Source organism: Propionicimonas sp. T2.31MG-18, from assembly GCF_964266745.1.
In the GTDB taxonomy this organism is placed as follows: domain Bacteria; phylum Actinomycetota; class Actinomycetes; order Propionibacteriales; family Propionibacteriaceae; genus Propionicimonas.
In genome coordinates this window covers 76248-100133 of sequence record NZ_CAXWGX010000012.1, presented here as the reverse complement: position 1 = coordinate 100133, position 23886 = coordinate 76248, and the positions used below count along the sequence as shown (strand labels likewise).

General features: G+C 70.0%; 20 protein-coding genes and 1 tRNA gene. 2 read left to right on the top strand and 19 right to left on the bottom strand.

All coding sequences use genetic code 11. The features are described 5' to 3' along the window. The first annotated feature begins 130 nt into the window (after positions 1-130). On the top strand, positions 131-3322 hold the full coding sequence (locus tag ACFQQJ_RS05310; protein WP_377104836.1) for a [FeFe] hydrogenase, group A: 3192 nt from the start codon (positions 131-133) through the stop codon (positions 3320-3322). On the opposite strand, the gene ACFQQJ_RS05305 is transcribed toward ACFQQJ_RS05310, so the two are convergent. The 7 genes from ACFQQJ_RS05305 to ACFQQJ_RS05275 all read right to left on the bottom strand — a co-directional run bounded on the left by ACFQQJ_RS05305 (position 3315) and on the right by ACFQQJ_RS05275 (position 15511). Next, positions 3315-3911, bottom strand: coding sequence for an ATP-binding cassette domain-containing protein (locus ACFQQJ_RS05305; RefSeq protein WP_377104834.1), 597 nt, complete (start codon positions 3909-3911; stop codon positions 3315-3317). The genes ACFQQJ_RS05310 and ACFQQJ_RS05305 overlap by 8 nt on opposite strands. Next, positions 3898-4752, bottom strand: coding sequence for an ABC transporter permease (locus ACFQQJ_RS05300; protein WP_377104832.1), 855 nt, complete (start codon positions 4750-4752; stop codon positions 3898-3900). Before ACFQQJ_RS05300 ends, ACFQQJ_RS05305 begins: the two co-directional genes overlap by 14 nt. Further along, entirely contained in the window at positions 4685-5737 is a 1053-nt protein-coding gene (locus ACFQQJ_RS05295) for an ABC transporter substrate-binding protein (RefSeq protein WP_377104829.1), read from the bottom strand. Before ACFQQJ_RS05295 ends, ACFQQJ_RS05300 begins: the two co-directional genes overlap by 68 nt. Before the next feature lie 9 nt (positions 5738-5746). Beyond that, positions 5747-6208, bottom strand: coding sequence for a ribose 5-phosphate isomerase B (gene rpiB / locus ACFQQJ_RS05290; protein ID WP_377104827.1), 462 nt, complete (start codon positions 6206-6208; stop codon positions 5747-5749). A 13-nt stretch (positions 6209-6221) separates the two neighbouring features. Then, positions 6222-10103 (bottom strand): DNA-directed RNA polymerase subunit beta', encoded by a 3882-nt coding sequence (locus ACFQQJ_RS05285; RefSeq protein WP_377104825.1) that lies wholly within the window; start codon positions 10101-10103, stop codon positions 6222-6224. 74 nt (positions 10104-10177) lie between these two features. Further along, positions 10178-13651 carry a DNA-directed RNA polymerase subunit beta gene (gene rpoB, locus ACFQQJ_RS05280; protein ID WP_377104823.1) on the bottom strand — a complete coding sequence of 1158 codons (3474 nt, stop codon included), beginning with the start codon at positions 13649-13651 and terminating at the stop codon, positions 10178-10180. A gap of 585 nt (positions 13652-14236) precedes the next feature. Continuing rightward, positions 14237-15511 (bottom strand): helix-turn-helix domain-containing protein, encoded by a 1275-nt coding sequence (locus tag ACFQQJ_RS05275; RefSeq protein ID WP_377104821.1) that lies wholly within the window; start codon positions 15509-15511, stop codon positions 14237-14239. Between the two features lie 112 nt (positions 15512-15623). On the opposite strand from ACFQQJ_RS05275, the gene ACFQQJ_RS05270 reads away from it, so the two are divergent. Beyond that, positions 15624-15770 carry a hypothetical protein gene (locus ACFQQJ_RS05270; RefSeq protein ID WP_377104819.1) on the top strand — a complete coding sequence of 49 codons (147 nt, stop codon included), beginning with the start codon at positions 15624-15626 and terminating at the stop codon, positions 15768-15770. Positions 15771-15977: 207 nt separating this feature from the next. Here the strand turns inward: ACFQQJ_RS05270 and rplL are convergent, their stop codons facing one another. From rplL to ACFQQJ_RS05210, 12 genes are all read right to left on the bottom strand, one after another. Beyond that, positions 15978-16370 (bottom strand): 50S ribosomal protein L7/L12, encoded by a 393-nt coding sequence (gene rplL / locus ACFQQJ_RS05265; RefSeq protein ID WP_377104817.1) that lies wholly within the window; start codon positions 16368-16370, stop codon positions 15978-15980. Positions 16371-16390: 20 nt separating this feature from the next. Then, positions 16391-16978, bottom strand: coding sequence for a 50S ribosomal protein L10 (gene rplJ, locus ACFQQJ_RS05260; RefSeq protein WP_377104815.1), 588 nt, complete (start codon positions 16976-16978; stop codon positions 16391-16393). 284 nt (positions 16979-17262) lie between these two features. Next, the gene (rplA, locus tag ACFQQJ_RS05255) at positions 17263-17967 is read right to left on the bottom strand and encodes a 50S ribosomal protein L1 (protein ID WP_377104813.1); all 705 of its coding nucleotides are present in this window, start codon (positions 17965-17967) and stop codon (positions 17263-17265) included. A gap of 92 nt (positions 17968-18059) precedes the next feature. Further along, positions 18060-18491 (bottom strand): 50S ribosomal protein L11, encoded by a 432-nt coding sequence (rplK, locus tag ACFQQJ_RS05250; protein WP_377104811.1) that lies wholly within the window; start codon positions 18489-18491, stop codon positions 18060-18062. 69 nt (positions 18492-18560) lie between these two features. Then, a complete protein-coding gene (nusG, locus tag ACFQQJ_RS05245; protein ID WP_377104809.1) occupies positions 18561-19379 on the bottom strand; it encodes a transcription termination/antitermination protein NusG in 819 nt (272 codons plus the stop codon). Between the two features lie 24 nt (positions 19380-19403). Further along, positions 19404-19820: a preprotein translocase subunit SecE gene (gene secE, locus ACFQQJ_RS05240; RefSeq protein WP_377104807.1), complete on the bottom strand. Its 417-nt coding sequence runs from the start codon at positions 19818-19820 to the stop codon at positions 19404-19406. A gap of 65 nt (positions 19821-19885) precedes the next feature. Beyond that, a tRNA-Trp gene (locus tag ACFQQJ_RS05235) sits at positions 19886-19958 on the bottom strand. Between the two features lie 117 nt (positions 19959-20075). Then, a complete protein-coding gene (locus tag ACFQQJ_RS05230) occupies positions 20076-21275 on the bottom strand; it encodes an amino acid aminotransferase (protein WP_377104805.1) in 1200 nt (399 codons plus the stop codon). A gap of 33 nt (positions 21276-21308) precedes the next feature. Further along, positions 21309-22346 (bottom strand): UDP-N-acetylmuramate dehydrogenase, encoded by a 1038-nt coding sequence (locus ACFQQJ_RS05225; protein WP_377104803.1) that lies wholly within the window; start codon positions 22344-22346, stop codon positions 21309-21311. After that, positions 22339-22749, bottom strand: a complete 411-nt coding sequence (locus tag ACFQQJ_RS05220) for a MaoC/PaaZ C-terminal domain-containing protein (RefSeq protein ID WP_377104801.1) — start codon at positions 22747-22749, stop codon at positions 22339-22341. Before ACFQQJ_RS05220 ends, ACFQQJ_RS05225 begins: the two co-directional genes overlap by 8 nt. Then, positions 22746-23174 (bottom strand): MaoC family dehydratase N-terminal domain-containing protein, encoded by a 429-nt coding sequence (locus ACFQQJ_RS05215; RefSeq protein WP_377104799.1) that lies wholly within the window; start codon positions 23172-23174, stop codon positions 22746-22748. Before ACFQQJ_RS05215 ends, ACFQQJ_RS05220 begins: the two co-directional genes overlap by 4 nt. Before the next feature lie 4 nt (positions 23175-23178). After that, positions 23179-23769 carry a dienelactone hydrolase family protein gene (locus ACFQQJ_RS05210; RefSeq protein WP_377104797.1) on the bottom strand — a complete coding sequence of 197 codons (591 nt, stop codon included), beginning with the start codon at positions 23767-23769 and terminating at the stop codon, positions 23179-23181. Positions 23770-23886: the final 117 nt, after the last annotated feature.

Sequence of the window (23886 nt, the reverse complement as noted above, 5' to 3'; positions counted from 1 at the left end):
GGCCCCGCAAGCGCAAAAACAGGTGCTCCGCGGACACTTCCCCGTCGCGATCGGCGCCCTGCGTCGTTGTCCATAGGAGAATATGCGTAGTGGCCGCAGCGGCGCGGCCCGGTCTCGGCGGGAGGCTGTCATGCAGGACCTGACTGGCAACGCACGCATCACGGTCACGGTGGACGGCCGCGAGGTCCACGTCAACGGCGGGCTCACCGTCCTCGAGGCGCTCCAGGCCGAGGGCATCGAGATCCCGTCGCTGTGCAACGACGTCCGGCTGGAGAGGGCCAACGGCAACTGCGGGCTGTGCGTGGTCGAGGTCGGGGCCGACCACCGCGAGGTGAAGTCCTGCATCACGCCGGTCACCGCGGGCATGGTCATCCGCACGCGGTCGGACACCATCGACGCCTACCGCAGGGTCCGCGTCGAGCAGCTGCTGTGCGACCACAACGCCGACTGCGAGCCGCCGTGCCAGCAGACCTGCCCGGCCCACATCGACATCCAGCGCTACCTCGCGCTGGTCACCGACGGGAACTTCGAGGCCGCGGTGCGGGTGATCAAGGACCGCAACCCGTTCCCGTCCGCCTGCGGCCGGGTCTGCCCGCACGCCTGCGAGGGCCAGTGCCGCCGCTCGCTGGTGGACGCGCCGGTGGCGATCAACCACGTGAAGCGCTTCGCCGCCGACTGGGACCTCGCCCGCGAGCACCCGTGGGTCCCCACCGCCGCCGAGCCGACGGGCAGGCGCATCGCCGTCGTCGGCGCCGGCCCGTCCGGGCTGAGCGCGGCCTTCTACGCCGCGATCGCCGGTCACGACGTCACGGTCTTCGAGCGCCAGCCACGTCCCGGCGGGATGATGCGCTACGGCATCCCGGAGTACCGGCTGCCCAAGGAGACGCTGGACGCCGAGATCGCGACCATCACCGCGCTCGGGGTGAAGATCATCTGCGGCAAGTCGCTGGGCACCCACCTGCGCCTGGAGGACCTGCAGCAGGACTTCGACGCGGTCTACCTGGCCATCGGTTCCTGGACCCCCACGCCGATGGGCCTGGAGGGCGAGAACTCCGAAGGCGTGTGGACGGGCATCCGCTACCTCGAGCAGGTCACCAAGGGCGTGGACCCCGACCCCGGGCCCGCCGTCGTGGTCGTGGGCGGCGGCAACACCGCGATCGACTGCGCGCGGACGGCGCTGCGGCGCGGCGCACGGCAGGTGACACTGCTCTACCGGCGCACCAGGGACGAGATGCCGGCCGAGCCGCACGAGGTCGCCGACGCGGAGGCCGAAGGCGTCGTGCTCCGCTTCCTCGCCGCCCCCACGGCCATCCGTCGCGAGGGACCGGGCCTGGTCCTGCGGTGCATGGAGATGACGCTCGGCGAACCCGACCGGTCGGGACGCCGCCGCCCGATCCCGGTGGAGGGCAGCGACTTCGAGATGTCGGCGTCGATGATCATCGGCGCGATCGGCCAGAGCACGAACACCCAGTTCCTCTACAACGACCTCCCGGTGCGGCTGAACAAGTGGGGCGACATCGACGTCGACGGCTCGACCATGGAGGCCTCCGAGGCCAAGGTGTTCGCCGGGGGCGACTGCGTGACCGGCCCGGCCACCGTCATCGAGGCCGTCGCCGCGGGTCGCCGTGCCGCCTGGGCCATCGACCAGTTCGTCACCCGCGGCTACGTCCGCGGCGAGCCGGCGGCGTACAACTGCAGCCGCGGGTCGCTGGAGGACCTGCCCCGCGACGAATTCTCGTCCCGGCCGCGGCTGGAGCGCCACCCCATGCCGTCGGTGCCCGTCGAGGAGCGCCTGGCGGGCTTCGTCGAGGTCGAGACGGGCTACACCACTGCCGAGGCCAGGGCAGAGGCGGCCCGCTGCCTGCGCTGTGGCTGCAAGGCCCGGTTCGTCTGCGACCTGCGCAAGGTCGCCACCGGTCAGCTGGTCACCTACACCGAGCCGCTGCACCTGCGTCCGCGGATCCCGGTCGTGCGCGACCACCCCTTCATCATTCGCGACCACAACAAGTGCATCTCCTGCGGACGCTGCGTCGCGGCCTGCGCGGAGATCGAGGGGCCCGGGGTGCTGGCCTTCCAGTTCCGCAACGGGCACCTGACCGTGGGCACGCACGACGGCCGCCCGCTCATCGAGACCGACTGCGTCTCGTGCGGGCAGTGCGTCACCGCCTGCCCCTGCGGCGCCCTCGACTACGTGCGGGAGCGGCCCGCGGTGTTCGCCGCGATCAACGACCCGACCAAGCTGGTCGTCGGCTTCGTCGCGCCGGCGCCGCGCAGCGTCCTCGCCGCCAAGTACGGCAAGAAGCCGGAGGAGGCCTCGCCGTTCGTGGCCGGCCTGATGCGGGCGATCGGCTTCGACCGCATCTTCGACTTCTCCTTCGCCGCCGACCTGACGATCATGGAGGAGACCACCGAGTTCCTGAACCGGGTGGCCACCGGCGGCGTGATGCCGCAGTTCACGTCCTGCTGCCCGGGCTGGGTCAACCTCGTGGAGAAGCGCTACCCAGCCCTGATCCCCCACCTGTCCAGCTGCAAGTCGCCCCAGCAGATGATGGGCGCAACGGTGAAGTCGCACTTCGCCCAGCTCTACGGGGTGTCGCTGGACGACCTCTACGTCGTCTCGATCGTGCCCTGCCTGGCCAAGAAGTACGAGGCCGCCCGGCCGGAGTTCGCCCCGGAGGGGATCCGGGACGTCGATGCCGTGCTCACCACCACCGAGTTCATGGAGATGATGGACATGGTGCGGCTCGACCCGGACGCCGTCGCCCCCGACGCCTTCGACGAGCCGTACTCGCGCGTGACCGGCGCGGGGGTGATCTTCGGCGCCTCCGGCGGCGTCGCGGAGGCCGCGCTGCGGATGGCCGTGGAGAAGCTCACCGGGCAGAAGCACCCCGACCACCTCGAGTTCACCGCCGTGCGCGGGCTGGCGGGCGTGCGCGACGCGACGATCACCGCCGGCGGCCGGACGGTGCGCGTGGCCGTGATCTCCGGCCTGGGCAACGCAGAGCCGCTCGTCGAGCGCGTGGTCGCCGGCGAGGACACCGGGTACGACCTGATCGAGATCATGGCGTGCCCCGGCGGCTGCATCGACGGGGCGGGCAACCCCGCGCCGGCCAAGGTCGGCGAGCTCCGCGAGCGCACAGAGGTGCTGTTCGACATCGACCGCACCAGCACCTACCGCCGCTCGCAGGACAACCCGGACATCCTCCGGCTGTACGAGGACTTCTACGAAGAGCCGAACTCCGAGCGGGCGCACCACCTGCTGCACACGACGTACGCGCCGTTCGCGACGGAGGCGGCCCCGCCCGTCCTGCCGGTCAACTGAGGACGGCCAGCGGGGGCCCGGCCAGCCGCACCACCCGGGCGCCCATGGCCGCCGCCTGCTCCGGCAGGTGGGTGACCAGCACGGCCAGCCGGTCCGCGCCCGCCTGCGCGACCTGGCCGGCCGCAGCGGCCCAGGCCGGCTCGTCCAGTCCGGCGAACGGCTCGTCGAGCAGAAGCAGGTCGTGTTCGGCGGCCATGGCGCGGGCGATCGCCACCCGTCGCCGCATCCCGCCGCTGAGCTCGCGCGGGAAGCGGTGCAGGCTGTCCCCCAGCCCGAGCCGGGTGAGCCACTCGCGCGCCCGCTCCCGTGCCCCGGCGTCCTGCCCGGTCACGGCGTTCTGCCAGGCGGTCTCCCACGGCAGCAGCCGGTCCTCCTGGAAGACCACCGCGACGCGGCGTCCCTCCAGTCCCGTGACGCGGCCCGACGACGGCACCTCCAGTCCGGCGAGGACCCTCAGCAGCGTGGTCTTGCCGCAGCCGGACGGGCCCAGCAGGCACACCACCCCGGTCTCGGGGAGCACGAGCGAGAAGTCCTCCAGCACCGGGCTCCCGGCACGGTAGCCGAAGCTCACCCGCTCACACGCCGGCATGGTCCCCCCTGCCCCGCGACTCCTCGGGTGCGCCCACCGACGGCAGCCACCGCCGCGCGGCCAGCCGGAACAGCCTCTCCAGCGCCAGGCTGAGCGCGACGGCGGTGATCGTCCAGGCGAACACCGCCGGGGTGTCGAGGTAGACCCGCGCGTCCTGGAGCTCCCGGCCGATCGACACCTCGGGACGGCTGATCACCTCCGCGGCCACCCCGGACTTCCAGGCGAGCCCCATGCCGGTCGTGCACGCGGACAGCAGGAAGGGGGCCAGCGACGGGATCCGCACCCGCCGCAGCGTCTGCCACCGTCCCAGGCCGAACACGCGGGCCATCTCGAGAAGTTCCGGGTCCTGGCTGCGCAGGCCCTGGGCCATCGTGTCCCAGACGACCGGAACGACCATCGCGAAGGCGATGAACGCCGGCAGCCGGCCGGTCGGGATCCAGACGAGGGCCAGGATCACGAAGGACGCGACCGGTGCGGCCCGCACCACCCTCAGTGCCGGGGAGAGGAGCGCGTCCACGACGCGGGAACGCGTGGTGAGCACGGCCGCCGCCGTTCCGGCCACGACGCCGGCCACGAACCCCGCAGCCATGCGGAGCAGCGAGAGCCCCATGACCTGCCAGAACTCCGCGGTGCCGGCCAGGCCGGCCAGCGTGGCGGCCACGACGGCCGGGGACGGCACGAGGAGCTCCTGCCCGACGACAACGCTGGCGAGCTGCCACAGGACGAGCCAGAACGCCGCCGCGGCGACGCCGGGCGCCGCGCGACGCAGCCGCTCACCGGCCGGTGACGTAGAACCGCGAATCGGGGATCGCTCCTCCCACGGAGGCCGGATCGGCGTCATGGAGCACCCGGAGGTAGCCGCGGGCGCCCGCCGCCATCTCCTCGCCGGTGAGGAAGGTCAGGTTCAGCCGCGGGATCGCCGCGCGGGCGACGGCCGCCGGGATGATGTCGAAGCGCTCGCACTCCCGGGCGGTCGCCTCCACGTCTGCGGTCGCCTGCGCCACAGAGGCGCGGTACTCGCGGAGGAAGGCATCCACCGCCTCCGGATGCCGCTCGAGGAAGTCGGAACGGACGACCACCGCGCCCATCATCAGCCGGCTGCCGTCGGTGACCGTCGCCGACCACTCCCTGGTGAGGTCGAGGGCCACCCTGACCCGGGGGTTCTTCATGGTCACCGTCGTGACGAACGGCTCGGGGAGAAGCGCGAGCCCTGCCGTGCCGTTGGCGACGAGCGTGGCGAGCTCCTCGTGCTGGGCCTTGAACACCAGGTGCACGTCGGCGTCGGGGTCGAGGCCGTTGCTGCGGAGCAGGAAGCGCAGGACGTACTCGGGGTTGGCGCCCTGGCCCGTGGCGTAGACCGTCCGGCCACGCAGATCGGACAGGGCGTGCACGCTGTCCCCGTCCTCCACGATGGAGAGCACGCCGAGAGTGGTCACCGCGAGCAGGCGGACCGCACCGCCGGTTCTCGCGTACAGCACGGCGGCGACGTTCGTGGGCAGGGCGGCGATGTCGACGTCCCCGCTGGCGACCTTGGCCGCGACCTCCTCCGGCGAGGCGGACACGGTGAAGACGTCGTCGGTGGCGGTGGTCCCGGCCGCCTGGGCTGCCATCAGGGCGACCATCCCGACCGCGGTCGGGCCCTTCAGCGCGGCCACGCGGACGGTGGGTCGCTGCGCCGCGGCCGGCGTGCCCGGGGTCGCCGCACAGCCGCCGAGGACGGCGGGCAGGAACAGGAGGACGAGGCCGAGCAGCGCGCGGGTGGCCGCCGGGGACCGGCGCGGCCGGACGGCTCCGGCGCGGGTGCCCGTGCCCGAGTCTGTCCGCACCAGCGAAGTCTAGGAGAGCTGTTCGCCTGCCGTGGCGGAATCCGACGGTTCGATGAGCCCGACGCGGCGGGCGTGGCGCCCACCCTCGAACTCGGCGGTCAGCCACTCCCGCACGATCAGGCGGGCCAGGCCCGGGCCGACCACGCGGGCGCCGACAGCGAGCACGTTGGCGTTGTTGTGCTGGCGGGCCAGCTTGGCCGAGTACGGCTCCGAGCACACCACGGCACGGATGCCGCGGATCTTGTTCGCCGCGATCGAGATCCCGACCCCGGTGCCGCAGACCAGCATCCCGAGGTCGTACTCCCCGGCCGCGACGAGGCGTCCCACCCGGGCCCCGTTCACGGGGTAGTCGACGGCCTCGCCAGGGGCGGGGCCGAGGTCGACGACCTCGTGCCCCAGCTCCCTGGCCTCGTCAGCCATCTCCTGCCGGAGGTCGACCCCGGCGTGGTCGGACGCGACGACGATCCTCACCGTGAGCCTCGGCTCAGCGGAGTTCGCCGGTGTCGTACTCGTCCAGCCCGACCGCCGTCCCGCCGACCGACAGGTCGTAGTCGTACGGATCGTAGGAGAGGTCGTACGCGGCGGCGCGGGCCTCCGCGGTGGGCTCCACCCGGATGTTCCGGTACCGGTCCAGGCCGGTGCCGGCCGGGATCAGCTTGCCCAGGATGACGTTCTCCTTGAGGCCGACCAGCGAGTCCGACTTGGCGTGGATCGCCGCGTCGGTGAGCACCTTGGTGGTCTCCTGGAAGGAGGCGGCCGACAGCCACGACTCCGTCGCAAGGGAGGCCTTCGTGATGCCCATGAGCACCGGACGGCCCTGGGCCGGCGTGCGACCCTCGGTGACCATGCGGCGGTTCTCGGACTCGAAGTGCTTCCGGTCCACGAGCTCGCCGGGCAGCATCGTCGTGTCGCCGGACTCGATCACCGTGATCCGGCGGAGCATCTGCCGGATGATGATCTCGATGTGCTTGTCGTGGATCGGGGCGCCCTGCGTCCGGTACACGGCCTGCACCTCCTCCACCAGGTGCTCCTGCACCTTGCGGAGGCCGGAGACGCGGAGCACGTCCTGCGGGTCGGGCGTGCCGGCGTAGAGCTGCTGCCCGGCCTGCACGTGGTCGCCGTCGCCGATCGAGTGGCGCACGCCGGTGGCGTCCTCCCACTCCAGGCGGACGCGCCGCGGCAGCGGGTACTCCAGGTCGGCCTCGCCGTCGTCGCGGACGATGACCAGCTTGCGGGTGCGCTCGCCCTCCTCGATCCGGACCCGGCCGGCGGACTCCGCGATCGGAGCCTTGCCCTTGGGCTGACGGGCCTCGAAGAGCTCGACCACACGCGGCAGACCCTGGGTGATGTCGTCGCCGGCCACACCACCGGTGTGGAAGGTACGCATCGTCAGCTGGGTGCCGGGCTCGCCGATGGACTGCGCCGCGACGATTCCGACGGCCTCGCCGACGTCGACCAGCTTGCCGGTGGCCAGCGAACGGCCGTAGCACATCGCGCAGGTGCCGGTGGCGGCCTCACAGGTGAGGACCGAACGGACCTTCACCTCGGTGACGCCGTTCTTCAGCAGCTTCTTGATGTTCACGTCGCCCAGGTCGACCCCGGCCTTCAGCAGCACCTTGCCCTCCGGCGTCACCACGTCGGAGGCGAGGGTGCGGGCGTAGACCGCGGTCTCGTTGTTCCGTGCCGCGCCCAGCTTGCCGGTGCGACCCTCCGCAGCGATGGCCTTGGTGAGGCCACGCTCGGTGCCACAGTCCTCCTCGCGGATGATGACGTCCTGGCTGACGTCGACCAGGCGACGGGTGAGGTAACCCGAGTCGGCGGTCCGCAGCGCGGTGTCCGCCTGACCCTTCCGTCCGCCGTGGGTGGAGATGAAGTACTCCAGGACCGAGAGGCCCTCACGGAAGTTGGACTTGATCGGGCGGGCGATGATCTCGCCCTTCGGGTTGGCCACCAGGCCCCGCATGGCGGCGATCTGGCGCATCTGGGTCATGTTCCCTCGGGCACCGGAGTGCACCATCATGAAGATGGGGTTGTCCTTGGTGAAGTTGGCCTCCATCGCACCGGTGAGCTCGGCCGTGGCGTCGGTCCACAGCTGGATGAGCTCCTGGTGACGCTCCTCCTCGGTGACCTTGCCGCGCTCGTACTGCTTGGTGATCTTGTTCGCCCGCGCCTCGTAGGACGCGATGATCTCCGGCTTGTTCGGCGGGGTCTGGACGTCGGCGATCGACACCGTGACACCGGAACGGGTGGCCCACTTGAAGCCGAGGGCCTTCAGCCGGTCGAGGGTGACCGCAACTTCGACCTTCGGGTAGCGCTCGGCCAGGTCGTTGACGATCTGGCCCAGCTTCTTCTTGCCGACCTCCTCGTTCACGTACGGGTAGTCCGTCGGCAGGGCCTCGTTGAACAGGGCGCGACCGAGCGTGGTCTGCAGGATCACGCTGCCGTCGGGACGCAGTTCCTCGCCGTCCGGCGGGACGATGCCCGTCAGGCGGATGCGGCACGGCGCGCCGATGCCCAGCTCGTGGCGGTCGAAGGCCATGTAGGCCTCGGCCACCGACGAGAACGCGCGGCCCTCGCCGGGCAGGTTCTCCCGCGCCAGCGTCAGGAAGTAGTGACCGATGATCATGTCCTGAGTGGGCAGGGTCACCGGCCGGCCGTCGGCCGGCTTGAGGATGTTGTTCGTCGACAGCATCAGGATGCGGGCCTCGGCCTGCGCCTCCGCGCTCAGCGGCAGGTGCACGGCCATCTGGTCGCCGTCGAAGTCGGCGTTGAAGGCGGTGCAGACCAGCGGGTGGAGCTGGATGGCCTTGCCCTCGATCAGCTGCGGCTCGAACGCCTGGATGCCGAGGCGGTGCAGGGTCGGTGCACGGTTCAGCAGCACCGGGTGCTCGGCGATGACCTCTTCGAGGACGTCCCACACCACGGGGCGCTGGCGCTCGACCATCCGCTTGGCGCTCTTGATGTTCTGCGCGAGGTTGAGGTCGTCCAGCCGCTTCATCACGAAGGGCTTGAACAGCTCAAGGGCCATGTTCTTGGGCAGGCCGCACTGGTGCAGCTTCAGCTGCGGGCCGACCACGATGACCGAACGGCCGGAGTAGTCGACGCGCTTGCCCAGCAGGTTCTGGCGGAACCGGCCCTGCTTGCCCTTCAGCATGTCCGAGATCGACTTGAGCGGACGGTTGCCCGGCCCGGTGACCGGACGGCCGCGGCGGCCGTTGTCGAACAGGCTGTCGACGGCCTCCTGGAGCATCCGCTTCTCGTTGTTCACGATGATCTCGGGCGCGCCCAGGTCGAGCAGACGCTTGAGCCGGTTGTTCCGGTTGATCACGCGGCGGTACAGGTCGTTCAGGTCGGACGTCGCGAAGCGGCCGCCGTCCAGCTGCACCATCGGGCGCAGGTCCGGCGGGATGACCGGGACGGCGTCCAGCACCATGCCGAGCGGGGAGTTGGTGGTGTTCAGGAACGCCGCCACCACCTTGAGCCGCTTCAGGGCGCGGGTCTTGCGCTGGCCCTTTCCGGTCTGGATGATCTCGCGCAGGTTCTCCGACTCGGCCTGGAGGTCGAAGGTGGCCAGGCGCTTCTTGATCGCCTCGGCGCCCATGTAGCCCTCGAAGTACTTCCCGAACCGGTTCTTCATCTCCCGGTAGAGGATCTCGTCACCCTCGAGGTCCTGGACCTTCAGGCCCTTGAACCGCGTCCAGACGGCCTCGAGGCGGTCGAGGTCGCGCTGCGCGCGGTCGCGCAGCTGCTTGACCTCGCGCTCGCCGCCCTCACGGACGCGCTTCTTGATGTCGGCCTTGGCGCCCTCGGCCTCGAGCTGGGCGAGGTCCTCCTCCAGCTTCTGCAGCCGGTTCTCCACGTCCGCGTCGCGGCGGTTCTCCAGCTGCTTGCGCTCCACCTCGACCTTGGCCTCGAGCGAGGGCAGGTCGCGGTGACGGGCCTCCTCGTCGACCATGGTGATCATGTACGCGGCGAAGTAGATGACCTTCTCCAGGTCCTTCGGCGCCACGTCCAGCAGGTAGCCCAGCCGGCTCGGCACGCCCTTGAAGTACCAGATGTGGGTCACCGGGGCGGCGAGCTCGATGTGCCCCATCCGCTCGCGACGCACGTTGGAGCGCGTCACCTCGACGCCACAGCGCTCGCAGATGATGCCCTTGAAGCGCACCCGCTTGTACTTGCCGCAGTAGCACTCCCAGTCCCGGGTGGGGCCGAAGATCTTCTCGCAGAACAGGCCGTCCCGCTCGGGCTTCAGCGTGCGGTAGTTGATCGTCTCGGGCTTCTTCACCTCGCCGTGCGACCACTCCCGGATCTGGTCGGCCGTGGCCAGCCCGATGCGCAGCTCGTCGTAGAAGTTCACGTCCAGCACGTTGCTTCTCTTTCTCCTGTTGCCAGGAATCCCTTGAGGGTTGATGTGGGGGGAGCCGGAGCCCTTTGGAAGGATCAGACCTCGTCGACCGAGCGGAAGGAATCCGCACCGGGTCGACGGGACAGGTCGATGCCGAACTCCTCGCTGGCGCGGAAGTCGTCCTCGGAGTCGCGGAGTTCCACCACGGTGCCGTCACTGGAGAGGACCTCCACGTTCAGGCACAGCGACTTCATCTCCTTGACCAGGACCTTGAACGACTCCGGGATGCCGGGCTCGGGGATGTTCTCGCCCTTGACGATCGCCTCGTAGACCTTCACGCGGCCGGGGACGTCGTCGGACTTGATGGTGAGCAGCTCCTGCAGGGCCCACGCGGCGCCGTAGGCCTCCAGGGCCCACACCTCCATCTCGCCGAAGCGCTGGCCGCCGAACTGTGCCTTGCCGCCCAGCGGCTGCTGGGTGATCATCGAGTACGGGCCGGTCGACCGGGCGTGGATCTTGTCGTCCACCAGGTGGTGCAGCTTCAGCATGTAGATGTAGCCGACGCCCACCCGCTCCGGGTACGGCTCGCCGGAGCGGCCGTCGAAGAGCTGGGCCTTGCCGCCGGCGTCCACCAGCTTGAGGCCGTCGCGCTGCGGCAGCCCGTGCTCGAGCAGCCCGGCGATCTCCTCCTCGTTGGCACCGTCGAACACCGGCGTCGCCAGCCGTGCGTTGCCCTCGACCCGCTCCAGGCCGACCTCGCGCAGTCGCTCGGCCCAGGCCTCCTTGATCCCGCTGATGTCCCAGCCGGCCTTGGCCACCCACCCGAGGTGGGTCTCCAGCACCTGGCCGACGTTCATCCGGGACGGCACGCCGAGCGGGTTCAGCACGATGTCGACGGGGGTGCCGTCCTCGAGGAACGGCATGTCCTCCACCGGCAGGATCTTGGAGATGACGCCCTTGTTGCCGTGACGACCGGCGAGCTTGTCACCGTCGGAGATCTTCCGCTTCTGGGCCACGTAGACGCGCACCATCTGGTTCACGCCGGGGGGAAGCTCGTCGTCCTCCTCGCGGTCGAACACGCGGACGCCGATCACGGTGCCGGTCTCGCCGTGCGGCACCTTCATCGAGGTGTCGCGGACCTCACGGGCCTTCTCGCCGAAGATGGCGCGCAGCAGGCGCTCCTCCGGGGTGAGCTCAGTCTCGCCCTTGGGCGTGACCTTGCCCACGAGGATGTCGCCGGTGCCGACCTCTGCGCCGATGCGGATGATGCCGCGCTCGTCGAGGTTGGCGAGCATGTCCTCACCGATGTTCGGGATGTCGCGCGTGATCTCCTCGGCACCCAGCTTGGTGTCGCGGGCATCGATCTCGTGCTCCTCGATGTGGATCGAGGTGAGCACGTCGTCCTGCACCAGGCGCTGGGACAGGATGATCGCGTCCTCGTAGTTGTGGCCCTCCCACGGCATGAACGCCACCAGCAGGTTGCGGCCCAGCGCCATCTCGCCACCATCGGTGCAGGCACCGTCGGCGAGCGGCGTGCCGACCTCGACCCGGGCGCCCGCGGCGACCAGCGGACGCTGGTTGATGCAGGTGGCCTGGTTCGAGCGGCGGAACTTGTCGAGCCGGTAGCTGGTGTAGGTGCCGTCGTCGTTGGTGATGTCGATGATGTCCGCGCTCACCGAGGTGACCACGCCGGCCTTGTTGGCCACCGTCACGTCACCGGCGTCCACCGCACCGCGGTACTCCATGCCGGTGCCGACCAGCGGGGCCTCGTTGCGGATCAGCGGCACGGCCTGGCGCTGCATGTTCGCGCCCATCAGGGCCCGGGACGCGTCGTCGTGCTCGAGGAACGGGATCAGGGCCGTGGCGACCGACACCATCTGGCGCGGCGACACGTCCATGTACTGCACCTCGGCCGGCGGCACCTCGTCGGCGTCGCCGTGCTTCTTCCGCACGAGCACGCGGTCCTCGAGGAAGCGTCCGTCCCCACCGACCCTGGCGTTGGCCTGGGCGATGACGAACCGGTCCTCCTCGTCGGCGGTCAGGTAGTCGATCTGGTCGGTGACGTGGCCGTCGGTGACCTTGCGGTACGGCGTCTCGATGAAGCCGAACGCGTTCACCCGGGCGAAGGACGCCAGCGAGCCGATCAGGCCGATGTTCGGGCCTTCAGGGGTCTCGATCGGGCACATGCGGCCGTAGTGGCTGTGGTGGACGTCGCGCACCTCCATGCCGGCGCGGTCCCGGGAGAGACCGCCGGGGCCGAGCGCGGACAGGCGTCGCTTGTGCGTCAGGCCGGCGACCGGGTTGGTCTGGTCCATGAACTGCGACAGCTGCGAGGTGCCGAAGAACTCCTTCAGCGCAGCCGACACCGGACGGATGTTGATCAGGGTCTGCGGCGTGATCGCCTCGATGTCCTGGGTGGTCATCCGGTCGCGGACGGTGCGCTCGAGGCGGCCGAGGCCGATGCGCAGCTGGTTCTGGATCAGCTCGCCCACGGTGCGCAGCCGGCGGTTGCCGAAGTGGTCGATGTCGTCGGTCTCGACGGGCATGTCGCCCATCTCGGTGCGGCCCTCGTGCAGCGACACGATGTAGCGGATCGCGGCGACGATGTCGTCGATCGTCAGGACCTGGGTGTCGAACGGCAGTCCGGTGCCCAGCTTCTTGTTGATCTTGTACCGCCCGACCTTCGCCAGGTCGTAGCGCTTCGGGTTGAAGTAGTAGTTCTCCAGCATCTGCTGGGCCGCCTCACGGGTCGGCGGCTCGCCCGGGCGCAGCTTCCGGTAGATGTCCAGCAACGCCTCGTCGGTGTTGGCGGTGTGGTCCTTCTCCAGCGTGAGCCGGATGGACTCGAACTCGCCGAACTCCTCCAGGATCTGCTCGTTGGTCCAGCCCAGGGCCTTGAGCAGCACGGTGACGTTCTGCTTGCGCTTGCGGTCGACGCGGACGCCCACCATGTCGCGCTTGTCGATCTCGAACTCCAGCCACGCGCCACGGCTCGGGATGATCTTGCAGGTGAAGATGTCCTTGTCCGAGGTCTTGTCCGCGGTCTGCTCGAAGTAGACGCCCGGCGAGCGGACCAGCTGGCTGACGACCACGCGCTCGGTGCCGTTGATGATGAACGTGCCCTTGTCCGTCATCAGCGGGAAGTCACCCATGAACACCGTCTGGCTCTTGATCTCGCCGGTGTCGTTGTTCATGAACTCGGCGGTGACGAAGAGCGGCGCGGCGTAGGTGAAGTCCTGGTCCTTGCACTCCTCGACGGTGTGCTTGGGCTCCTCGAACCGGTTGTCGCGGAACGACAGCGACATGGTCTGGGAGAGGTCCTCGATCGGCGAGATCTCCTCGAAGATCTCCTCCAGCCCCGACTTCGTGTTGACGTCGGTGCGGCCCTCGGCGCGAGCGGCGGCGACCCTGGCCTGCCACGTCTCGTTGCCGATCAGCCAATCGAAGGACTCGACCTGGAGATCCAGCAGATTGGGAACCTCGAGCGGTTCGTGGATCTTCGCGAAGGAGATCCGTCCGCTCGGTGAGACAACATTGGTGTTCTTCGACGCAGTGCGCGAGACGGCCAAGGTGGAGTCCTTCCGCAAGTCCCGGCGTTGAACCGGTTTCTTTGCACGCAGAACGGCCCGCGTCAAGTTCACGGGTCGTCGATGGCAATGGGCAAAGCGATAGCTTACCTTGCCCGGCGGGGCCTCGCAAACCGGCGTCCTTGCCGGCCGACCTGGCCGCCCTGGCGGTACCCGCGCGGCCACGACGGACGCTACCGCGAACCCGGCCCGTCCGCCAGACGACACGGGCCACCGCGTCCTCCCCCGCGGGCCGGCGCCGGCGGCGGCCGCAAGGGTGGGGGGTGCGGGGAATTGCGCCTCGTGGCGCCAAGGAGGAGGCCCGACCCGACCGGTGCGACGGGGATCCCAAAACAATGCCCGCACCTCATCGGTGCCGACACGTCATCGGTGCAAGGAATCGGGGCGGAAGTCCCGGACGCACGCCTCCGAAAAGGAAAGGGGTCCAGGGACGCCACAAGGCCGGTGTCTGCGGCAGGCACGGGAGGGGTATCCATACGCTGCAGAACACCGGCCCAAGTGGTGTACTCATCCGACGCATTGGGGGGGCGCCGACAAGTAGATTCCATCAGACTTGACTGGGACCTGTCAAGTCGTTGTCAAAAAATCTTTCGGGACTTCTTGCCTGGCCGCCTTCCGCCACGCGTCGACGGCCGCCCGGAGGCGTCCTTCCGACTCGTACTCGCGGGCAGCGAGCTCGAACCGCTCCCTCGCCGCGGCCGTCCGGCCCATCGCCTGGAACGCCTCGGCGAGGATCTCCTCCGAGCTTCCCCGCGAGATGTCCGCGGCACCCAGGACGGGGTCGTCCAGGACATCGGAGATGATGCGGGCCGCTTCGACGGCATCACCGTCCAGAAGGGCCAGCTTGGCCTCCACCTGCCTCAGCTCGACCACGTCGTGACTGTTGCCGAGAATCTCCAGGCCGAGCGAGGCCGTCCGCACCAGGTCCCTCACGCCGTCCTCGATACCCGCGTCCAGCAGGCATCGGGCGGCGGAGCGGTGGAAACGGAGCCACAACCGGAGGTCTCGCCGGGCGTCCAGCTGCCCTTTCGGCCCTTTCGCGCGGGCGTGGTGCTCACGCCCGACCTCCACCTTGCCCGCCATGAAGGCGGCCGTTCCGATCGTCCAGGCGATCATCCCCCGGGAGTGCTCGGAGTTCAGCCGGGGCGAGAGTTCGGCGAGGCGCAGCAGGTAAGGATCGCTCTCCTCTGCCGAGTGCCCCGCCTCGAACATTGCGCTGACAAGGGCCATCAGTGCTTCGGCGAGGATGATCGGCGGCGCGGCGGACGCCGCTTCGACCGCGCGGGCACCCAGCGCGACCGCCCAGCCGAGGTGGTCCGACGCGCGATTCGCGACCGACGCGAGGCTCAACGCCTGCGCCCGGGCCACGCCGAACTTCCGGGCCGTCTCATGCTCCGCCAGCTCCTCGGCCAGCCGCGCGGCACCGACGAAGTCACCGGAGGAGAACCGGGCCTGGGCCTGCACGTACAGGGCCTCCCAGTGGCGCCCGGTGTCGCCGGCCGCCAGCGCGATCGCTGCCGCCTGGGCCGAGTGCTGGATCGCGGCAGCCCAGTCGTGCTCCGACCAGGCCCGCTCCGCGACCAGCAGGTCCTCGATCGAGTCGGACGAGACGAGCCCGCCCGGGTCCCCCTGCGGGGACACGCCCCACTCCAGCGGCGACACACCCAGCCGGCGGGAGAGGAACTCGATCACCTCGGGTGTGGCGACCCTCCGGCCGCTCTCCAGATGGGAGATGTAGCTGCCGGAGTACTTGTCACCACCCAGCTCGGCCTGGGACAGCCCCTGCCGACGACGGGCATCCCGCAACAGCGAGCCGAACTGCACCGCGCTCGACGCGTCCACACGACCTCCTGACAAATGGTCCTCAGAAAACTCTGTCAAATGTTGACAAGCCAGTCAAGTGCCGGGTACCTTCTTGCCATTGAGCCAGTCAAACTAGGAAGGCTTTGGGGACATGACCATCGTTCGTAGGATTATCGCCGCCGCCGCGGTCGCAGGCACCCTCGCCGTGCTGCCGATCAGCGTGATCGCTACCAACAGCCAGGACGCCGGAGGCATCGTCAGCATCAACGGACAGGGCAACTGGCCGCTCAAGAGCTGAGGCGAAGCCCCTCCCCCGGGCCAACCCCCTGGCCCTTCCCCAGAAAACGTTTGAATCCACCCCCAGTAGAGTCAGAACGGCGGTTGCCTGCGAAAAGCAGACAACCGCCGTTCTGTTGTTCCGTCCGGTATTCCTGTGAGCACCAATTGCGAAAGTGGTGGCGGGCCCGAGGGCCCACCACCACTTTCTGCGTTACCGGTCAGACGGTCACTTGACGGAGACCGCGGCGCCGGCGGCCTCGAGGGCCTCCTTGGCCTTGGCGGCCGCGTCGCGCGTGACCTTCTCGAGCACGACCTTGGGAGCGGCCTCGACCAGGTCCTTGGCCTCCTTCAGGCCGAGGTTGGTGAGCGCGCGCACCTCCTTGATGACCTGGATCTTCTTGTCGCCGGCGGACTCGAGGATCACGTCGACCTCGTTGCTGACCTCTTCCTCCTCGGCAGCGGCGTCGCCACCGGCGGCGGCCGGGGCAGCGGCCACGGCGACCGGGGCGGCCGCGGTGACACCGAAGGTGTCCTCGAACAGCTTCACGAACTCGGAGAGCTCGATCAGGGTCATCTCCTTGAAGGCGTCAAGGAGCTCGTCAGTAGTGAGCTTCGCCATGTTGGGCGTCCTTTCTCTTCTTACTCGGATGCAGCGTCAGCCGCGTCGGTGGTGGCCTCAGCAGCGGGTGCTGCATCGGGTGCCGGGGTCTCCCCGGCCTGCTTCTGGGTCCTGAGGGCGTCCAGGGCGCGAGCGGCCTGGGACAGCGGCGCGGCGAACAGACCGACGGCCTTGGCCAGGTTCCCGTTCATCGCACCGGCGAGCTTGGCGAGGAGGACCTCGCGAGACTCGAGATCGGCCAGCTTCTTGACCGACTCGGCGTCCAGGACACGACCGTCCATGACGCCACCCTTGATCACCAGATGCGGGTTCGCCTTGGCGAAGTCGCGCAGACCCTTGGCCACGGTGGCAACGTCACCGCGGATGAAGGTGATCGCGGTCGGGCCGGCGAGCTGGTCGTCCAGGCCCTCGATGCCCGCTTCACGGGCCGCGATCATGGTCAGCGTGTTCTTCGTCACGGCGTAGCTGGCGTCCACACCCAAGGACCGGCGCAGAGCCTTCAGGTCCTTGACGGTGAGTCCGCGGTACTCGGTCAGCACGGCTGCCGCGGAGGTGCTGAACTGCTCGGTCAGCTCCGCGACGGCGGCTGCCTTGTCCGGCTTCGCCATGGGTCTCCTTCCCACTTCTCTTCGGATCGCCGTCGACCACGGGAAACGGAAAAGCCCCGGTGCGCGCAGGCAACCAGGGCGAAGACTCAGAGTCGAGCATTCAGGTTTCACCTGCGCGGGGTTTACCTGCCTGGCGAGCCAGGACGAGAACCAGCGGTCTACGGCGAGAGCCATCCTACGGGTCGGCCCGCTCCCCCGCCAAATCGGCCCCACAAGCCACGAGCTGTGCGTCGGCCGGTGGGCACCGGGCAACGCACAGCTCGTGGGTGGAACAGGGAGTCAGCTCACTCCGCGGCGGACGGCTTCACCTTGGTGGGGTCGACGGGGACGCCCGGGCCCATCGTCGAGGCGATGGTGGCCTTCTTCACGTAGCGGCCCTTCGAGGCGCTCGGCTTGAGGCGCAGGACCTCCTCGATGGCGGCGAAGTAGTTCTCCGCGAGCTGCTGCTCGGTGAAGGACGCCTTGCCCACGATGAAGTGGAGGTTGGCGTGGCGGTCGACGCGGAACTCGATCTTGCCGCCCTTGATGTCGGTGACCGCCTTGGCCACGTCCATGGTGACGGTGCCGGTCTTCGGGTTCGGCATCAGGCCGCGCGGGCCGAGCACGCGGCCCAGGCGGCCGACCTTGCCCATCAGGTCGGGGGTGGCGACCACGGCGTCGAAGTCGAGGTAGCCGCCGGCGATCTTGTCGATCAGCTCGTCGGCCCCGACCTCGTCTGCGCCCGCCGCCACCGCGTCCGCCGCCTTCTCACCGGTGGCGAAGACGAGGACCCTTGCCGTCTTGCCGGTGCCGTTGGGGAGGTTCACGGTGCCACGGACCATCTGGTCCGCCTTGCGGGGATCGACGCCGAGACGGAGGGCGACCTCAACGGTCTCGTCGAACTTGGCCGAGGCGTTCTTCTTGACGATCCCCAGCGCAGCCTCGGGGCTGTAGAGCTGGTCTGCGTCGAAGGTGTCGGATGCGGCCCGGTAGGCCTTGCTGCGCTTCATTCTGGTCTCTTTCAGGATGGCCGGCCCTCGTGTGGACCGGATGCCAGGCGTGGTACGGGCTCAGCGTGCCCTGCCACTGTTTCGTGTGTCGGTCAGGCCTCGACGTTGACGCCCATGGAGCGGGCGGTGCCGGCCACGATCTTCATCGCGGCGTCGATGTCGTTGGCGTTGAGGTCGGGCATCTTCGTGGTGGCGATCTCGCGCACCTGGTCCGCGGTCAGCGTGCCGACCTTGTCCTTGTGGGGACGGGCGGAGCCGCTCTTCAGCCCGGCAGCCTTCTTGATCAGTTCCGCGGCCGGCGGGGTCTTCGTGATGAAGGTGAAGGTGCGGTCCTCGAAGATGGTGATCTCGACCGGGATGATCGTGCCACGCATGGCCTCGGTCTCGGCGTTGTACCGCTTGCAGAACTCCATGATGTTCACGCCGTGCGGGCCGAGCGCGGTGCCGACCGGCGGTGCCGGAGTAGCCGCGCCCGCGTTCAGGGCCACCTTGACGATGGCGGCCACTTTCTTCTTGGGAGGCATTCTTGGTTGGGTCCTTCTGGTTGTTCCTCTTGTGCCGACCGACCGGGTGGCCGACGGCGATGCGAGCGCCTAGACCTTCTGGATCTGGCCGAGCGTCAGGTCGACCGGGGTCTCCCGGCCGAGGATCTCGACCAGCGCCTTGAGCCGCTGGCTGTTCGCATTGATCTCGGTGATGGTGGCGTGCACCCCGGCGAAGGGGCCCTGGACCACCATGACGGAGTCACCGACCTTGAAGTCGGCGATCTCGATCTTCTTGTTCGTCCGCTTGGGACCGGTGGAGGCTGCGGCCGCGCGGGCCAGCGCGGCCGGGGCGAGCATCTTCTCGACCTCGTCCAGGCTCAGCGGGACCGGGGCGTTCGCGTGGGCGACGAACCCGGTGACCGACGGGGTGTGCCGGACGGCGGCCCAGGAGGCGTCCGTGAGCTCCATACGCACCAGCACGTAGCCGGGCAGCACGGTCCGGGTGACCGACTTGCGTGCGCCGTTGCGGGTCTCGATGACCTCTTCTGTGGGCACGACGGCCTCGTAGATGTAGTCCTCCATACCGAGCGTCTTCACCCGGTTGTCCAGGTTCTGCTTCACCCGGTTCTCCATACCGGAGTACGTGTGGATGACGTACCAGTCGCCGACCTGGCTGCGCAGCTGGGTGCGGAGCTCCTCGAGGACGGCCTCCTCGTCGGTGTCGAGCACCGCCGGGACGGTGGAGTCCTCGGGCTCGACCTCGCCGAGGTTCCGCAGCATGTCGTCGGTGTCGGTGTCGGTGTCGGACGGTCCGCCGAAGTCGAGGTTCAGCTCGATGTCGTCCTCGGTACCGACCTCGGGCAGGCCGAGGTCGATCTCGATGTCGTCCGCGCCGAAGTCGTCGGTGGGCGGGGTGTTCTCAGTCACGTCCAAAACTCGCTTCCTCGTTCGTCAGCCCAGCAGCTTCAACATGAGCGTGCCGAAGCCGAGGTCCAGCACGGACACGATGGCGATCATGATCAGCACGAAGACCAGAACCACGACGAAGTACTGCTGGAGCTGGCTGCCGGTGGGCCAGACCACCTTCTTGAGCTCGGCCACGGACTCGCGGACGAACTGGACCGGCGTGGTGCGCCGGCGCTCCTCGCCCGGCTTGGCGCGCCGCTGTCGAGGCGTCGGGCGGCCCTTGGCGGACGGCTCCGCACCACCCTCGCTCCGGCGGACCGGACGAGCCTTCGCCGCGGCCAGGGCGACCTGCTCCTCCTCGGTCAGCTCCACGTCCTCCAGCCCCATGGCCTCCAGGTCGAGCTCGTCGGCGGTGGGGTCGCCAGGGACATCGGCATCCGCCAACTCCGGTTCGTCCGCCACGGGGCCGTCCTTCACTCTCGCTGTCGTGGGTGGTGCTGGCCGGTCGTCGCGAAACGGCTGCCCAGCAGGGCAAGAGGGACTTGAACCCCCAACCTGCGGTTTTGGAGACCGCTGCTCTGCCAATTGAGCTATTGCCCTTGGTGGCGACCCCACCGGCACCACCGCCGCCTTGTGGGCGCGGTCGAGCAGGTGATGGTCACCAAGTACAGGATTGTACGGGTCGGGACTGGCGAAGTCGAACCGGCGCGGACCCCCTCAGCCGATCACCGCGGCGATCGCGCGGGCCACCGTGTCGACGTTGCCGGGGTTCAGCGCGGCGACGCAGATGCGGCCCGCGTCCGTGCCGTAGACACCGTGCACCTCCCGCAGCTGCTGCATCTGGGAGACGGACAACCCGCAGTAGCTGAACATCCCGACCTGGTCGGCGATGAAGCCGAAGTCGCGGGCAGCGCCGGCCGCGGCGAGCGCCTCCACCATGGCGCCGCGCATTTCGCGGATGCGGAGCCGCATGCCCTCCAGCTCCCGCTCCCACCCCGCCCGCAGCGCGGGGTCGCCCAGCACGGTCGAGACGACGGCCGCGCCATGGGTGGGCGGGTTGGAGTAGGTGGTCCGGATCGTCACCTTCAGCTGGGAGAGCACCCGGGCGGCCTCCTCCGCGTCCGCGGCGACGACGCTGAGGCCGCCGACGCGCTCGCCGTACAGGCTGAAGCTCTTGCTGAACGAGGACGCGACCAGCATCGGGACGCCCAGCGCAGCGAAGCTGCGCACGACGGCCCCGTCGGCCTCGATGCCCTGGGCGAAGCCCTGGTAGGCGAGGTCGAGGAACGGCACGAGGCCCGCCTCGACGACCACCTCAGCCACCCGCGCCCACTCGTCCTCGGCCAGGTCGTAGCCGGTGGGGTTGTGGCAGCAGGCGTGCAGCACGACCACGGTGCCGGGCGCAGCGGCGCGCAGGTCGGCCACCATGCCGTCGACGTCCACGCCGCCGCGGGCCGCGTCGTAGTAGCGGTAGCTGCGCACCTCGAAGCCTGCGCGGGTGAACAGCGCCTGGTGGTTCTCCCAGGACGGGTCGGAGATCAGGACGGTGGGGGCGGCGTCCGTGCGGCGCAGGAACTCGGCCCCGATCCTCAGCGCGCCGGTGCCGCCCAGCCCCTGGACGGTGACCACGCGGCCGGAGGTGACCGGCTCGGAGTCCGCGCCGAAAACGAGTTCCCGGACGGCCCTGGTGTAGGCCGGCAGCCCGTCGATCGGCAGGTAGCCCCGCGGCCCGGGCGACGCGGCGAGCGCGGCCTCTGCCGTGCGGACGCAGTCCAGGAGCGGGATCTTCCCGTCCGGCCCGAGGTAGACCCCGACGCCCAGGTGCACCTTGCCCGGGCGGGTGTCAGCGACGAAGGCCTCGGTCAGGCCGAGGATCGGGTCGCGCGGCGCCAGGGGGATGTTCGCCAGGATGCTCACGGGTTGTCTTCCTTTCACGGGCCGCGGGCCAGTCTACGTGTCGAGCCCCGCGCCGATCAGCACCGGCTCGGGCACCAGACGGATTCCGTAGGCCCGCTCGACGCCGTCCCTGATCTCGGCCGCCAGCGCGAGCACGTCCGCCGTCGTCGCGCCCCCGCGGTTGGTGATCGCCAGCGTGTGGCGCGTCGACAGCCGCGCCAGGCCCGACCCGTAGCCACGGCTGAACCCGGCGTGCTCGATCAGCCACGCCGCGCTGGTCTTCACCCGTCCGTCGGGCTGCGGGTAGCGCGGTGCCTCGCGCGGCAGCCCGTCGGCGACCGCCGGCTCCACCACCGGGTTGGTGAAGAAGCTGCCCGCGCTCCAGGTGTCCCTGTCCTCGGGGTCCAGCACCATGCCCTTCCCGCGGCGCAGCGCCAGCACGGCCTCGCGCACCTCGGTCATCGGCGCCCGCGCTCCGGGCTCGACACCGAGGGTGCGGGCCAGTTCCGCGTACCGGATCGGCGTGGACAGCGTGCCGAGGCGGAACTGGAAGCTCACCGTGAGCACCACGAAGCGGTCGGGGACGGCCTTGAACAGCGAGCTCCGGTAGCCGAAGTGGCACTCGACGGCACTGCGGGTGACCACCCGCTGTCCCGCCCGGTCGAACACGCGCACCCGGGCGATCGTCTGGCTGACCTCCTGGCCGTAGGCGCCCACGTTCTGGATCGGCGTCGCGCCCACCAGCCCGGGGATGCCGGACAGGGCCTCGATGCCGACCTGGCGCGTCGCGATCGTCGTGGCGACGAAGGCGTCCCAGGGCTCGCCCGCCGCGACGGTCATGAAGGCGCCGGAGCAGGCGGCGACGTCGTCGGTGTGGACGCCGCGCAGCCGTCCGGTGTGCACCACGGTGCCGTCGAACCCGGCGTCGGCGACCACGACGTTGGAGCCGCCGCCGAGCACCAGCAGCGGGACGCCGGCGGCGTCCGCCGTCCGCACGACCTCGATCAGCTCGGCCTCGGACTCCGGCTCGACCCAGGTCCTCGCCTCCCCGCCCGTGCGGAGCGTGGTGTGGTCGGCGAGGCGCTCAGCCAAGGAGGACCTCCGCGACCGCCGCACCGAGCACCTTGGTGTCGCCGCACACGGCCTCGATGGCCACCGTCGCCACCCCGTCTGCCACCTTCGTGACGGTGCCGGCGAAGCGCACGTCCGCCCCGCCGTCCGCCGGCACGACCACGGGCTTGGTGAAGCGGACCGAGTAGCTCAGGACGCGTCCGGGGTCGCCCGCCCAGTCGGTGACCACGCGCAGCGCCGTGCCCATGGTGAGCATGCCGTGCGCGATCACGTCCGGCAGCCCCAGTGACGCGGCAGCGGCGTCGGACCAGTGGATCGGGTTGAAGTCGCCGGACGCGCCGGCGTAGCGCACCAGGTCGGCGCGGGTGAAGGTGCGGGTGAAGCCGGCCAGCGCCTGGCCCTCGGTCGCCTCGAGCGTGGTCATGCCGCCTCCTGCGCGGTGTGCATCAGGGTGGACGTCGCCGTGCACAGGGGCTCTCCCGCCGTCGTCGCCAGGTCCACGGCGATGGTGATGATCGCGGTCGCCCCCCGTGCGCGGACCTTCTCGATGGTGAGGGTCGCGGTGACCTCGTCGCCGGCCCGCAGCGGACGCCGCCACGCGAAGCGCTGGTCGACGTGGACGGTCCGGCTCAGGCTGAGGCCGAGCTCAGGGTCGGCGAACATCGCGTCCCAGGCCGCCGAGGAGAGCACCACAGCGAAGGTCGGCGGCGCGACGGCGTCGTCGCCGCCGTAGGCGGGACAGGCCGCGTCCCCGAGGGCTGCGGCGAACTCGGCGATCTTGGCGCGGCTCACCTGGTAGGCAGCGGTGGCCGGGTAGGTGCGCCCGACGTGGTCTTCGCTGATCGGCATGCGCTCAGGCTAACGGGCCGCCGACGTCCGCGAGGAACTGCCTCACCCTGCGGGTCAGCAGCTCCGCCGCCTCTGGCCGGTGGGACGGCAGGTCGGCGTCGACGAAGTAGTGCTGGTCGCCCGGGTAGAGGAACAGCTCCGCCGGCGCACCGGAGGCGACCAGCTCGCGGGCGGCGTCGAGGTCGCCCTCGTCGACGAACAGCGGGTCGGCGTCCATGCCGTGCACCTGGACCGGCACGTGGTCGGGCCAGCGCCCGAAGGTGTCGGCCGGCACGCAGGAGTAGCACAGGACGGCGCCCCGGGCACCGGGACGCGTCTGGGCGAGCATCTGCGCCCCCACCACCCCGAGGGAGAAGCCGATGTACACCAGCGCGTCCGGCAACGGCTCGGCCGCGGCCGCCGCGCGGTTGAGGACCTCGCCGAAGCCGCCGATCCGCTCCACGTGGGCGAGGCCGTCGTCGATCGTGGTGAAGGTGTGCCCGGTGAAGAGGTCGGGGAGGTGGACGGTGTGGCCGTCGGCGGCCAGCGTGTCCGCGAAGGCGCGGACGCCGGGCGTCACCCCCAGGGCGTGGTGGAACAGCAGGACCTCGGCCATCGGAGCCTCCTCTTCGGCGTGCGAGGAGAACCTACCCAACCCGGGCACGGGCGGGACGTCAGCAGTTGCCGTACCGGCCCGGAGAACGACAAAGCCGCCCGCGGTGCGGGCGGCTCG

Bases quoted from the DNA above. Each gene is read 5' to 3' on its own strand.
- ACFQQJ_RS05305 (WP_377104834.1), bottom strand. From the start codon at position 3,911: ATGCCGGCGTGTGAGCGGGTGAGCTTCGGCTACCGTGCCGGGAGCCCG.
- rplJ (WP_377104815.1), bottom strand. From the start codon at position 16,978: ATGGCGAAGCCGGACAAGGCAGCCGCCGTCGCGGAGCTGACCGAGCAG.
- ACFQQJ_RS05220 (WP_377104801.1), bottom strand. From the start codon at position 22,749: ATGACCACGCTCGAGGCGACCGAGGGCCAGGCGCTGGCCGGCTTCACC.
- rplA (WP_377104813.1), bottom strand. From the start codon at position 17,967: ATGAAGCGCAGCAAGGCCTACCGGGCCGCATCCGACACCTTCGACGCA.
- rplL (WP_377104817.1), bottom strand. From the start codon at position 16,370: ATGGCGAAGCTCACTACTGACGAGCTCCTTGACGCCTTCAAGGAGATG.
- ACFQQJ_RS05215 (WP_377104799.1), bottom strand. From the start codon at position 23,174: ATGCCGATCAGCGAAGACCACGTCGGGCGCACCTACCCGGCCACCGCT.
- ACFQQJ_RS05270 (WP_377104819.1), top strand. From the start codon at position 15,624: ATGACCATCGTTCGTAGGATTATCGCCGCCGCCGCGGTCGCAGGCACC.
- ACFQQJ_RS05310 (WP_377104836.1), top strand. From the start codon at position 131: ATGCAGGACCTGACTGGCAACGCACGCATCACGGTCACGGTGGACGGC.
- ACFQQJ_RS05300 (WP_377104832.1), bottom strand. From the start codon at position 4,752: ATGACGCCGATCCGGCCTCCGTGGGAGGAGCGATCCCCGATTCGCGGT.
- ACFQQJ_RS05210 (WP_377104797.1), bottom strand. From the start codon at position 23,769: ATGGCCGAGGTCCTGCTGTTCCACCACGCCCTGGGGGTGACGCCCGGC.
- rplK (WP_377104811.1), bottom strand. From the start codon at position 18,491: ATGCCTCCCAAGAAGAAAGTGGCCGCCATCGTCAAGGTGGCCCTGAAC.